This window comes from Ktedonobacterales bacterium (assembly GCA_036557285.1).
Classification (GTDB): domain Bacteria; phylum Chloroflexota; class Ktedonobacteria; order Ktedonobacterales; family DATBGS01; genus DATBHW01.
The window spans coordinates 120,699-133,086 of the sequence record DATBHW010000020.1 but is presented as its reverse complement, the minus strand read 5'-3'; the positions used below and the strand labels follow the sequence as shown (position 1 = coordinate 133,086).

12 protein-coding genes are annotated in these 12,388 nt (G+C 61.3%); 6 read left to right on the top strand and 6 right to left on the bottom strand.

Annotation, left to right across the window (positions count from 1 at the left end):
* Both VH599_06990 and VH599_06985 read right to left on the bottom strand, forming a co-directional pair.
* Window positions 1-99 (bottom strand): IS5/IS1182 family transposase (locus VH599_06990; GenBank protein HEY7348051.1); only part of this gene is annotated, 99 nt, incomplete at its 3' end.
* Window positions 100-141: 42 nt separating this feature from the next.
* On the bottom strand, window positions 142-792 hold the full coding sequence (locus VH599_06985; protein HEY7348050.1) for a hypothetical protein: 651 nt from the start codon (window positions 790-792) through the stop codon (window positions 142-144).
* A 265-nt stretch (window positions 793-1,057) separates the two neighbouring features.
* On the opposite strand from VH599_06985, the gene VH599_06980 reads away from it, so the two are divergent.
* Window positions 1,058-1,918 carry a hypothetical protein gene (locus tag VH599_06980; GenBank protein HEY7348049.1) on the top strand — a complete coding sequence of 287 codons (861 nt, stop codon included), beginning with the start codon at window positions 1,058-1,060 and terminating at the stop codon, window positions 1,916-1,918.
* Here VH599_06980 and VH599_06975 read toward each other — a convergent pair.
* Window positions 1,863-2,846: a glycosyltransferase family 9 protein gene (locus VH599_06975; GenBank protein ID HEY7348048.1), complete on the bottom strand. Its 984-nt coding sequence runs from the start codon at window positions 2,844-2,846 to the stop codon at window positions 1,863-1,865. The genes VH599_06980 and VH599_06975 overlap by 56 nt on opposite strands.
* Window positions 2,847-2,972: 126 nt before the next feature.
* Between VH599_06975 and VH599_06970 the strand changes: the two genes are divergently transcribed.
* From VH599_06970 to VH599_06955, 4 genes are all read left to right on the top strand, one after another.
* Window positions 2,973-3,521 carry a DnaJ family domain-containing protein gene (locus tag VH599_06970; GenBank protein ID HEY7348047.1) on the top strand — a complete coding sequence of 183 codons (549 nt, stop codon included), beginning with the start codon at window positions 2,973-2,975 and terminating at the stop codon, window positions 3,519-3,521.
* 143 nt (window positions 3,522-3,664) lie between these two features.
* On the top strand, window positions 3,665-4,825 hold the full coding sequence (locus VH599_06965; GenBank protein HEY7348046.1) for an acyl-CoA dehydrogenase family protein: 1,161 nt from the start codon (window positions 3,665-3,667) through the stop codon (window positions 4,823-4,825).
* Window positions 4,826-4,840: 15 nt separating this feature from the next.
* The gene (locus VH599_06960) at window positions 4,841-5,299 is read left to right on the top strand and encodes a DIP1984 family protein (protein HEY7348045.1); all 459 of its coding nucleotides are present in this window, start codon (window positions 4,841-4,843) and stop codon (window positions 5,297-5,299) included.
* Between the two features lie 218 nt (window positions 5,300-5,517).
* On the top strand, window positions 5,518-6,354 hold the full coding sequence (locus VH599_06955; GenBank protein ID HEY7348044.1) for a methyltransferase domain-containing protein: 837 nt from the start codon (window positions 5,518-5,520) through the stop codon (window positions 6,352-6,354).
* 30 nt (window positions 6,355-6,384) lie between these two features.
* On the opposite strand, the gene VH599_06950 is transcribed toward VH599_06955, so the two are convergent.
* The 3 genes from VH599_06950 to VH599_06940 all read right to left on the bottom strand — a co-directional run bounded on the left by VH599_06950 (window position 6,385) and on the right by VH599_06940 (window position 10,264).
* Window positions 6,385-7,650: a hypothetical protein gene (locus VH599_06950; protein HEY7348043.1), complete on the bottom strand. Its 1,266-nt coding sequence runs from the start codon at window positions 7,648-7,650 to the stop codon at window positions 6,385-6,387.
* 344 nt (window positions 7,651-7,994) lie between these two features.
* Window positions 7,995-9,668 carry a sialidase family protein gene (locus tag VH599_06945; GenBank protein ID HEY7348042.1) on the bottom strand — a complete coding sequence of 558 codons (1,674 nt, stop codon included), beginning with the start codon at window positions 9,666-9,668 and terminating at the stop codon, window positions 7,995-7,997.
* Window positions 9,665-10,264 (bottom strand): RNA polymerase sigma factor, encoded by a 600-nt coding sequence (locus VH599_06940; GenBank protein HEY7348041.1) that lies wholly within the window; start codon window positions 10,262-10,264, stop codon window positions 9,665-9,667. The genes VH599_06945 and VH599_06940 overlap by 4 nt, the downstream gene beginning before the upstream one ends.
* 291 nt (window positions 10,265-10,555) lie before the next feature.
* On the opposite strand from VH599_06940, the gene VH599_06935 reads away from it, so the two are divergent.
* The gene (locus VH599_06935) at window positions 10,556-12,316 is read left to right on the top strand and encodes a hypothetical protein (protein HEY7348040.1); all 1,761 of its coding nucleotides are present in this window, start codon (window positions 10,556-10,558) and stop codon (window positions 12,314-12,316) included.
* Window positions 12,317-12,388: the final 72 nt, after the last annotated feature.

Below are 12,388 nucleotides of genomic sequence, written 5' to 3'. Positions count from 1 at the left end.
CTCCCGCTGCGGCGCGTCTTCCGTCATCAAGGTCAAATAAGGGGCCACGAAGGCCCACTCGTCATCGCTGACATCACTGGGGTACGGTTTTCTTGCCATGCCCCCAGTCTATCAGAAAAAATGCATAACAGACTCTAGAGGTCAATTGACGGGGATGTCATATTGCTGCTGGAAGCCTCCTACGGGCTGGATAGTCAGAGGAACCCTGGAGCCTTGCAGATTGGCTGGAATATCACAACTGATGCTCCCTTGACCATTGCCGTCAAGCGTGACCGGATCGCCAGGTGCGACAAATGGCACGCATGTACTATTAGCAAAGAAGACGGAGACTGCGACTACCGTTCCCGGCTGCCCTTGCAACATAATCTGATTGGTCACTCCAGCTTTGAATGCCTTGCCAGAGGGTTCGGGGCTGAGTTGAAAATGGATTCTGTCACCACCGGGATTGGGTCCTTCTGTCGGCGTTGGGCTGGGCGTAGGCGTGGGAGCCGGAGTGTTGGACGACGGGACTTGTTGCCCTCCTGGATTCGGGTACCCATAGACGGTCGGCTTCGGCAGCGGGAAAGTCGGGTTGATATTCGCCACCTGCGTGCCAGCCGGAAGCGTCGGGCGCACTGGCGGCCCGGAGGCGAACAGCGAGTCCACTAAGCCGCTACCGAGCGCCCCCAGCATATTGAGACACCCACACAGCAGCAGCACAGCAAGCACTGCTGTGCTGACCATAATCACGATGCGGTTGCGTGCATTCTGCACCCACAACGCCTGAAGGCGATCTATCAAGGGTCTCAACATGGGTTCCTTTCCTCGTCTTTTTCCCTCATGGTTGCAGGCTGGCGAGCCAGATGTATTCTAACAGCGCCAGCAGAGCTACAGCAAATTGTGCGCGCTAAAGCGGTACTTTGGTCCTGGTATGTTTCCAGGCTAGCGGCTTCGTAGATCACTGGCTGACGGTGCTCGGCTGGAGCCATTGGCCTTCCTGGCGCAACCTGAAACGTATTACCTTACGTGCGTTTCCTAATACAAGATATGCTTGAAGATACTGATAGGTAGGATAGTGATGGAAGTATTATTGGATATATCCCCGGCGCCCCTGGAACCGCTTGATTCCATTCTGGGCAACCCTTTTCTCTCCTTCCAGATCGCCGGAGCACTCGATCTGGCGGGTCTGCTGGTTGCTATCTGGACGCTCTGGTCCACCATTTCACTCACGCTGGGAGGAAAACTCCTGCGCGCCTTTCGCCTCATCTCGATGGGCGCGCTCGCCTTCGCGCTTTCTCACCTGCTCGATTCACTGCTGCAAGCAACAAAGATTCTCAGTCTCGAACCTGCCACCTTCTTGCATCAGGGCATCGTCGTTATTGCCATGTTTCTCTTTGTCATGGGCCTGGCCGGCCTGACAGACGATCTCCCAGGGATGAACGCGCCCAGGTACGGCGGGATGTCGCTGCGGCTCTGGCCGATGGCCGTTGGCCTGGCGCTGGGCATCGGCGCGCTCAGTTTCATCGTCTATGGCTTCGACCTTATTGCCGAAACCTGGGCATTCATCTGGCTGGGCATCAGCCTCGTTCTCCTGTTAGTGATCTGCCTGATCCTCGTGCTGCGGGCGCGCCTGGGCGGTGCCATTGGGCATTCATTATGGCTGGCAATGCTTGGCCTCTTCATTTTCGGCATGGGTCATCCGGTGCAGATCTGGTTTTACCTCAACACCACCTATGCTCCTGGGACTCTGGCGGTGCTGCATCGGCTGGTCGTGATCCCGGCGTTCTTCCTGTTTGCCATCAGCATCACGCGGCTGGGTCGGCATCTTGACCGCGCCAACCGGGCGCAAATGTTGTCGGGACAAACAAGCCAGATCGGGCCGCTCAGTGGCATGAGCGCAGCAGGGTCTGCGCAGCGTCATAGACTCTATCCACAGTGAGCGCACTCATTGGAGGCAGGGTCACGCCAGCAGACGCAGCAGCGCCCGCCCAGACTACACGCGCACGCGGCCCTCGCGGCGACCAGATGGCCGGATCGGTGGGGCCAAAGAGGGCCAGCGTGGGCGCGCCCAGCAGCGCGCTCAGATGGCTGACGCCGGAATCGTTGCCCACATAGAGCGCAGCGCGGGCCAGCAAGGCCGCAAGCTGGGGCAGCGCCAACCCGCCCACGCGCTGCGCCCGGCCAGCGGGGAGCGCCGCCAGGGCCGCCGACGCAGGCGCCGCATCGGCTGGCCCTTCGATGACCAGCGCCCGCCAGCCAGCCGCGATAAAACGCCCGGCCAGCGCCGCGAAACGGTCCGACGGCCAGCATTTGTCGCGCCCGCCGCTCCCAGGATGTATCACCAGCGTGGGCGCGCCCGCCAGACCGCGCCGCGCCCATTCCCCCTCTGCCCAGGCTCGCGCTTCTTGCGCCAGCGTGAGCGGCGGCTCGTCAGAACGGGCCTGCGCCGCAGCGCCGATGATGGGCATAAGCGTTTCCAGCAGATACTCAGCCGCGTGGACGCGCGCTCCTTCCGGCGGGCGGCCCGGCGCGCTCACCAGCGAAGAAATGCCCAATGCCCGCAGGTTGCGCGCCGCCAGGCCAACGCTGTTGCGCAGCCACAGCACCGCCAGTTGCGCCCCATCGAGTATCTGGCGCGCCTCTGCCGAGCGAATACCGTCCTCTGCAAAGAGTTCCGCCCAGCAGAGATCATCAAACGCTCCAACCTCATCGGCCAGCCCGGCGTCACGCGCCAATGCCAGCGCGGGCGCGGAGCCAATTGCATGCAGCCTGGCCCCTGGAAACGCGCGGCGCAATGCCGCCAGCGCCGGAAACGCCAGCAGCGTATCGCCCAACGCGCCTGGCCGAAAGACAATGATCCTGTTCATGTGTTGGCGTCCTCACTGCCTGCCCTTGAGTAAAGCGCGCTTTTTTTGCTATTACGTGTTGTGAGGATCACATCATGACCATCCTGTCACAATGGGGAGAGCAGCGCCCCAGAAAGGCTCGTACCCATGAGCAGTAATAGTACACCTCCCGACGCCAGGGATAACCATACCCCCGATGAAAACCCGCCGCAGAAACGGAAGCTGCCCGGCCAACGCTGGGCAGACGTGATCGAAGAACACATCCGCGCCGCCCAGGAGCGTGGCGATTTCGATAATCTTCCCGGCGCAGGCAAACCCCTCGACCTGGATGAGAACCCCTATGCCGGTGAGCGCGCGCTGGCCTTTCATCTGCTCAAGCAAAACAACCTCTTGCCACAGGAGCTTGACCTGGGCCGAGAGGTAGATGCCGACCTGGCGCGAGCCGAGCAATTGCTGGCCGCGCTGCGCCGTGAGCGCGACTGGCTGCTGAATCGGCCTGCGTTCTCCAGGGCCAGGGCGCAGGCGGCCTACAGACGGAAGCGCGAAGACTACGCGGCGCGCTACGAAGAGGCGCTGCGCCAGATTCGCAGCAAAATCCTCTCGCTCAACATCATCGCGCCCTCCTCGCTGCACCGGCCTGTAATTGATGTAGAAGCCAGGTTGCGCGCCTTTCAGCAGGAGTTTCCGCCCGTCTAGCCGACGCGCTGCCTTCTTGCCGCGCTGCAAAACCCGCTTTGTGCCAATCCCTTGCTCACTCAGATTGACGCGCTGCCCAGGGGCCAGATATACTCCCTGAGAGATTAGTTGCATCAACCTGGCTTTCAGAAGGGACAACAACGATGTTCACGCTCAATGACGAGCAGCGCGAGATTCAAGATCTGGCGCGACGGTTCGCGCAGCATGAACTGGCCCCCCATGCCGAGGAGTGGGCCGAAAGCGCCCATTTTCCCGCCGCGCTCTTCCCGAAGATGGCCGATCTGGGTCTGGCTGGCATGCTCGTGCCGGAGGATGTCGGCGGCGCGAACCTGGGCCGCCTGATGGCTGCTGTGGTCTTCGAGCAACTGGCGAGCGCCGACCTGACAACGGCGGTCTGGCTCTCTGTCCACAACATGGTCACAAGCCTGATCTATCGCTACGGCGATGCGGAGCAGCATCAGCGGTGGGTCGCGCCGATGGCGGCGGGCAGGCTGCTGGGGGCTTTCTCGCTCAGCGAGGCGGGCGCTGGCTCCGACGCCGCCGCGCTCACCGCCAGCGCCCGGCGCGAGGGCGACAGCTACATCCTCAACGGCGCTAAAATGTGGGTCACAAGCGCGGGCGTGGCCGATGTCTACGCCGTGATGGTCAAGACCGATCCATCGGCAGGCGCGCGCGGCATCACCTGCCTCATCGTGGAGAAAGACACGCCCGGCTTCAGCATTGGCAAGCTGGAACATAAGATGGGGATGCACGCCTCGCCCACCGGCGAATTACTTTTTGAGAACTGCCGCGTATCCGTCGCCAATCGGCTGGGCCAGGAGGGCCAGGGCTTCAAGATCGCCCTCTCGTCGCTCGATGGCGGGCGCATTAACATCGGCGCATCGGCTACCGGCCTGGCAGGCGCGGCGCTGGAAGTCGCCTCGCGCTACGCCCAGGAGCGTCAGCAGTTTGGCCGGGCAATTGGCTCGTTTCAAGGGGTCCAGTTCATGCTCGCCGATATGGCGATGAAAGTCGAGGCGTCACGGCTGATGGTCTATCAGGCGGGGGCCAGAGCCGACGCGGGCGATCCCGCGCTAACCTATTACGCCGCGCTGGCAAAATGCTTTGCCACCGACGCCGCCATGCAGGTGGCAACCGACGCTGTGCAGATATTGGGCGGCGCGGGCTATGTTCACGACTGGCCGGTAGAACGCTATATGCGCGACGCCAAAGTCACGCAAATCTTCGAGGGAACTAATCAGATTCAGCGCGTGGTGATCGCCCGGCAACTGCTGGGCAAGATCGCTACTGAGGGCATGCGATAAGGAGGACGGGCTGGCATGAAATTGTCAGAAGCGCTCATTCTGCGAGGAGACATCCAAAAACGGTTGGCAGAACTTCAGGATCGCCTGAAGCGCAGCGCCTGGGTCCAGGAAGGCGAAAAACCCCATGAAGACCCGGCAAAGCTTCGCGCCGAAGTGACAGCACTGGTCAAGCAATTGCAAACGCTGATCTTCCAAATCAATCAAGCAAATGTCACTACTCGTCTTGAGTCGGGCATGACATTAACCGAAGCACTGGCGTTCCGCGATGCCATCACCCTGCATCAAAATATCCTCCGGTCCGTCGCTGACGCCGCTTCCGAACGTGTTGATCGCTATGGTCGGGCGGAAATTCGCCGCATCCCAACCATCAATGTCGCCCAACTGCGGGATGAGATTGACGCGCTCGCCAAGCAACGGCGGGAAATTGATACGGTGATTCAAGCCGCCAATTGGGCAACGGACCTCCCGGAATAGCAGAAGCGTGAGTTGGTAGCCAGATTAGAATTGCAGCGAACACAGGCGGCAACTGCCGAAGTTGCACTAGGTAAGCCTCCGGGGCGAGGCGAGCAGGAGCATACCCTGTCAATGTGATGCCTGGCATTGTGACTCCTGCACATCGCACCCTGCACATTGCACTACCGCGTGTTGGGCAAGACTGACTGGCGAGGGTGGGCAAGGGGTAACTCACCGCGATGATACATTCCTATCTTGGCAGCCAGAATCCAGAAGAGATCGCCCGCCTGGAGGCGCAGCAGCCAGGCGTGGACGACGCGCTGCGCCGGGCGCTGGCGCGCTGCGCCCTGCCGCCCAGGCCGCGCGTGCTGGAGCCAGGCTGCGGCACAGGCGTCCTCACCTGCCATCTGGCAGAGGCGCTGCCGGACGCGCAGATCACGGCGATTGATCTGGACGAGCGCCTGCTGGCAGCAGCGCGAAAACGCTGCCCGCAAGGGCGCATCCGCTTCGAGCGCCAGGACGCCGCCTCGCTCCCCTATCCTACGCGCTCCTTCGACCTTGCCATCTGCCGCTATGTGCTGATGCACCAGGACACCCCGCTGGCGGTGGTCGGCGAGATGCACCGCGTCGTCGCTCTCGGCGGCTATGCCATTGCTTTTGAGCCAGACTGGGGGGCGCGCGCGGTCTATCCGCCCAACGACGGCGAGGCACGGCTGCTGGAGCTTGCCGCAGCAGCCCGGCGCTATGGCTGGCCCGACGTGTTGATCGGGCGCAAGCTCTTTGCGCTCTTTCGCCAGGCGGGCTTTTTGCCCGTCCACCTGCTGGCCTCTGCCACCTGCCAGACGGCAGACGACACCCAGGCGGCGAGCGCGGCTGGCGGTATGGCAAATAATCTGGCGCAGCTTATGCAGCCGAGCCGTAGCTTCTTCCTCCAGCACAACCTGATCTCGCCAGAAGACTTCGACGACGCGCTGCGCCAGATGGAGGAACTGCCGCGCCAGCGCGACTATCTGCTCGCCAGCATGGAGTTCACCGCCATTGGCGTAAAGAGCGCGCCGCCGCTGACCGAAACATAAAGACAACAAGAGCCAGAGTTGACAAGCGCGTCAGGGACAGCGAAACAGGGTCAGCGGCTGCGCAACGGCTTTGCTATTGGAATCGCCTATGGGTGGCTGGCTGCCATTATTGGGGTTAACGAGCGTTCCCACCGCCCAGATACTGCGCGCGTCAGCAGCAGCCACAGCATTCACAATATGATCATCCCCGTTGTCAGGGTCACGGTAGGTTGGTGGATGAAAATCCAGGTTCCATTGGCTTCCATCCCAATGTTCGGCAAACGCCTGAGTCAGCCGGGTATTGTAGTCCTTATAGTCTCCCACCGCCCACACATCGTCGGAAGAAAGAACCGCCAGCCCTTCCAGCCAGCTTAGTTTGGCTTCAGGACCGCCGATAGACGCGACGCTCCACGTCTTCCCATCCCAATGCTCGGCCAGCAGCACCGCTCCAGGAGTATTTCTGGCGGCATATTCCCCTACCGCCCAGGCATCACTGGCAGAAACCGCTGCCACCGCGCTCAGCGAATCGCTGAAATCGCCTGGGTTCGGACTCTGGACCACCTTCCAGCTTTTCCCATCCCAATGTTCGATCAAGTTCGAGGAGAAGCCCTTATCAGGAGCAGAGCTTCCCACCGCCCAGATGTCGCTGGCAGAGCTAGCAGCGATACTCTCCAGATCACTGGATAGCGCCCCTAAATCTGGATTCTGGACAATGCTCCAGCTTTTCCCATCCCAATGTTCGATCAGCGCGTGAGAAGGGCTATCCTGGGAGGCAAAGAAATGTCCCACGGCCCAGGCATTCGCAGCAGAGAGCGCAGCCACTGCGCTCAGGGTACTTTGCGTCCCAGGAACTGAGGCGCTCTGGACTACCTGCCAGGCCGAGCCGTTCCAATGCTCGATGAACGGCTGGGCTGAGGCGCTGCCCACGGCCCAGATGTCCTTCGCTGAAAGCGCAGCAATCCCATTCAGCGCGACCGATCCCACCTCCGGGTTGACAACGACACTCCAGCGCGTACCGTTCCAATGCTCAATGAGCGCCTGATCTTGATGGGTACTCGCGCCGCTGCCCACCACCCAGATATTCTGTGCCGAGACAGCCGCCACGGCATTGAATTGGTTCTGCTTGCCCGGCAGGACCGGATTGGCAACCTTGCTCCATTGTTTACAATCTGCTTTGTTTGCTGAAGCCGTACCTGTGGCGTTCGCTGCCGTCGCGTTCCCTGACTGGTACGGAGCGCAAGCGCCAATAACCAGGGGCAGAAGAAACAGGCCAATCAGGCAGAAGCCACGCGCGAGTTTTTGAGCAACATACCCCATCAATAACCTCTTTGCTTTCTATTCCCTATGGTGAGTATGTCGGTAGTAGACTCTCATGGCAGCATGTATGATTGATTATGATACCATATCCCGTTGAATGCTCGCGGACGCCACACACAGCGCCGCCTTCCAGGCGGCCTGACGCTTAGAGCGCCTCATACAACCTCAGTGGGCCAGGCGCCTCCTTGTAGCGCCGCCTGGAAGGCGGCGCTACAAGTGAACACTGCTGCGCCGTCAGCGTTTTGCGAGGCGTTCTTAGCCGCCTGGAAGGCGGCGCAGCCAGTAAAACGCTGCTCTGTAAGCGGATATGGCATTACCCTTGCCCGCGCTGCGCGCGCAGAGGGCTAGATGGTAAACGTGTGAACCGTGTAGTCAGATTGATACCCCGTCACCACACAAACAGTATTCCGCGTGCCAGGGACCACAAAGGCGCTGCTGACGTTGTTGAAGCCCGGCCCCACCTGATGCCAGGAAGCATCACCAGATTTCCAGGTATAAAAGCTGTCGAAACCCTGCGCAGAGCGAGCAAGGAAGAGGACAGACCCATCGCCCAGCGCCCCCAGCGGCGCGCCGGGATTCTGGAGCCTGTCGCCTGGCTGCGTCGTCGGGAAGCCCTTTGTGGGCGCAGCCCTCCAGGTCTTGCCGCCATCGGCGCTGACCCGCAAATTGGCGGGCGAGGTATCAATACTACACCCACCTGCTTTTGGCCTGGAGAGGTACGGGCTGACGGTGCAGGTCTCCTGGGCCGTGTTGACATAGAGCAGGGGCATTTGTCCATTGCCACGACTGACGGCGATCATCCCCATCTCCACATCACCAGGAAGCTTTCCCACCTCTGTCCAATGCGCGCCAGCGTCATCGCTGCGCCAGAGGAACGGGGGCGACGCGATTTCACTGTTGCAGCCAGCAGAAGTAACGGCGAACAGGGTTGAGCCAGTGGGGGCCGCAGTATAATCGCAAATGCTCTGCCCCCTTGACGCCAGCGCCTTATCTGCGTAACTCCAGTTAAGGCCGCCATCGGTGCTGACAACAATACGGATGGTCCCGGTAGATTGAGCCTCAGGAGCGTTCGGAGAAGCGCCCGGCTCAACATTGGTCGCTGAATAGAGGCGGTTCCCTTGCACCTGGAAGACCGTCGCGCCGTTGCTAAACAGAACAGAGTCTAAGAAAATATAACCAGAGCTATCCCCCAGCGCGGCAGGAGCAGCCGACGCTGGCAGATGCGCCTGGCTCCAATGCTCCCCGCCGTCCTTGCTCACAAACTCCACAGCGCAGAGCGAAGGGCCGCCAGACAAAGCCGCGTAGCTGCTCAGCCCGCCGACTGTTACAGACTGCGGGCATGGCTGGAACCCAGGCGTCGTGAAGGGAAGCTCGACGCGCACCGTCAGAAAGACATCCTGCGGGTTCAGCGGGCTGACGAAGACCACCACAGGCACAGCATTGCCCCCGTTTACCGATGGCAGCGCGAACGTGCGCCAGGTAGCGCCGCCATCGGTGCTGCGCGCCAGCACCGTTTGATCCGCTGCACCGTCCGCTGGCGCAAGTTTATAGACCACGCTGGGGTTGCTGGGCGCAACCATCGGCGCGTAGCTGTTATATTGAGGGGATGTTGGAAAGCTCGTTACTATCCAGGTAGGGCTGGCAGTGCGAGCGCCGCCAGGGTTAGCAGCCGTTCCGGCCCTATGGCCGGCAAAGCCGTAGAATAACACGGCAAACAGCCCAACCACCGCAGCAAGGGCGATTCCCCCCAGCGCCGCTTTTACACGTCCATGAAACACGTTATATCCTCCCTTAATCCGATGTATCACCCGTAATCCGCCGCTCCGCTTCACGCCAGCGGCGCGAAAATGGGCGGCGCGCTCCTGGTTCTTCAACGCATGCAGCCGTTGTTCAAGACGTTCGGTTGATGGCAGCCCCGCGCGCCAGCGCGCGCCGTCGTCCAGCAGACGCCGTTGCAGCGCCTCATAGGCTGGCCCCAGCGGCTCCATCTTGTCAGGCCGCTCCTGTTCGTCAGTCATGAAGATGCTCCCTTCCTATCTTGGAAGGAGGGTAGGTCTCCTGACGCGCTAAGATGCTCGCGCAGCAAGGCCAGCGCCCGGCGCAAACGGGTGCGAATAGTGGCAGCAGGAACGCCCAGCGCCGCCCCCGCCTCGGTAGCGTCCATGCCCACGTAGTAGCGCAGGGCCACCACGACCCGGTAATCGGGGTCCAGGCGGGTAATGGCCGCGCGCAAATCGAGCGCCGCCGTGTGATCACTTGCGCCGGGGTCGCTGCCAAGAGCGGCGGCCAGGCCGACAGTTTCAGAAGTATCGAGCGGCTCCAGCAGGCGGCGGCTGGTACCAAAGCGCCCGCGCTGCCAGTCCCGACAGACATTGACCGTAATTCGCAAGAGCCAGGGACGAAAGGCCGCTGCATCGCGCAGACTGGACCGTCCTTGCCAGGCGCGCATCAGTGCTTCCTGTGCGGCGTCTTCGGCATCGGCCACTCCCACGAGCGCCGCCGCGACCCGCAGCATCGTCGCTATGTGCAGCGGCGCCAGGGCCGCAAAATCAACGCAATCGCTCGGATTGCTCATCGTCTGCACACTCGACCGTTGGATTTGCACGCGCTGCACCGCCTCTCCATCCTTGCTCCTTTTCTGAATGCTTCCCAGCGCCGGGTGGATGTCATCCATAAAACAAGACGAAGCGGGAGCAGTAAAGTGTTTTCTGGCGCCCAAACGGCCTGGGGGCAGATGAACGGGGAGCAAAGAGAAGGCCGCGCGGATTGTGGGCGCGTGGGACATGTTCGCGGCACAAGAATTGCTACTCCACAGCTCAGAGCAAGCGGCTTTGACAGACACATCTCCCCTCCAGGCATAACAGCAAAAGGGAAGTGTTGCTGGGAGAAAGAGAGGCGAACAAACATGCGTCCGCAAGAAGAGCGCATTATCTCCCCTTATACAGCAACCGAGCGTACTGCTGGACAATCAACCATACAGAAACCTGACTATACGCCAGCTATATCAGCAAGTTCTCCATTCCAGAACTCACACACACCAGCATTCATCTCCACCGGCGCCGCCCCCGAAGAAGCGGGGCAGCCAGTCGGGCTTCAGGAGGCGCATATTACCTCTATCCTGCGTTCTATGTCAATCGGCCATCTCTCGCTGGGAGTGGCGCTGGCCCCAATCGGCATGATTCTGGAAGCCGTGTTTCATGAACCTGCTTTCTTTGGCCTGGCCGCCAGCGGAGGAATGCTCGGCGTCTGTGGTTTGATTACCCTGCTGGCCGCCAACCGCCAGCGCGTCAGCCAATCGCCGCTGGCGTTTTACCTGTTGCCATACGCCGACTTTGTGATCGTGGGCCTCTGGCTGCTCCTGTTCAGCGTAAGCGGGGCGATTGTCCTCTTCTACGCCTACGTGGTCGTGAGCGCGGCCCTGCTGCTGGGCAGCCGCCATGCCATCGCTCTGGCCGGAATCGCTGGCGCGACGATCCTGGCGATTAGCCTGGGACAATATCAAGATCAGATCATGCCTGCCATTACGCTGCCACTTGAGGCACAGATTACGTTTACCATTGTGTCAACGGTGCTGGCGCTGGGGCTGATCGCCTATGTCGCCCGGCTCTTTAGCCTCAATCTTGATCGCTTCATTGCCACAACGAACCGCCAGAAGGATGAATTACTCCTGACACGCAGGGACGTGACCGAACAACAAGAGCAGATACAGGAGGAAATGGAGAGCCTGAGCAATACCTATGTACGCTTTATGGCGGGTGATACCGAGATACGCGCCCCGGTGCCCAACGGCTCGCTGGCCCTGGCTGCCCATCTCCTCAACACCCTGTTGGAACAGATGGAGCGGCTAGCGCGTACTGCGGCGGTGCGCGCCCGCATGGAAGAACGCATCAGTGAACTGACACTGGCGCTTGGCCGCTTGAGCAATGGCGATCCTGCCGCGCTGCAATCGTTGAACGGCCCCAGCGGAACCTCATTGGATGGGCTGACGCTGGCCCTGGCACGCACAGGTCGGCAACTCATCTTATTGCAGCAATCCCTTCAATATACTGCCGGGGGATTCACTGCGGTGATGGGCATTAGTTCCGACCTCTCAATGGTACACCAGACGCTGAGCAATACCGATAGCGCGCTCCACGAACTGCAAGCGCGCGCTGAGCAGAGCGCAGTTCATCTGCACACAATGCTCGAAGGGGAAGGGAGCCGTAACGAGAACCGCTCCACTGAACGGCCTTTCCTGAGAGAAATGGAACTGCGCGTCCGCCAGCAGGGCGTCGGATTAGAGTTACTTCGCGCCCGGCTGGGGCATATCGGCTCCCAAATGGAGACCATCGAGAACGAATTGCGGCGCGTGGCTGAAAACATGGAGCAGATCACCAGGGGAACGCGCCCGGCACGCCCCGAACAGCCAGGCGCGTCGCTCGTTGATATGGCGGCCCCTGGCGCGCAGCTCCGCCCCATCAATGTCCCTCCCCCAACCCCTGATAGTGGGTCTCCGGTGGCTCCTGCGCCCATGCGCCCAGCCAGCGGCGCGCTGCGAACAGCCGACGCGCTGCCCCGCCGTTTCACCGGGCCGCTGTCGCCACCAAGCCGCGCCCCGGAGAAGCCGGAACCCTGGCAGACGCCATTGGGGCAAGCCGAGCATGAGGCAAGCGGCCCTCGCCATTAGCGCCTGTGGAAACAGGCGCTGTGCAACGAAAAGGCGACCCTGCTCCCAACTGCGGAGCAGGGTCGCCGCTCA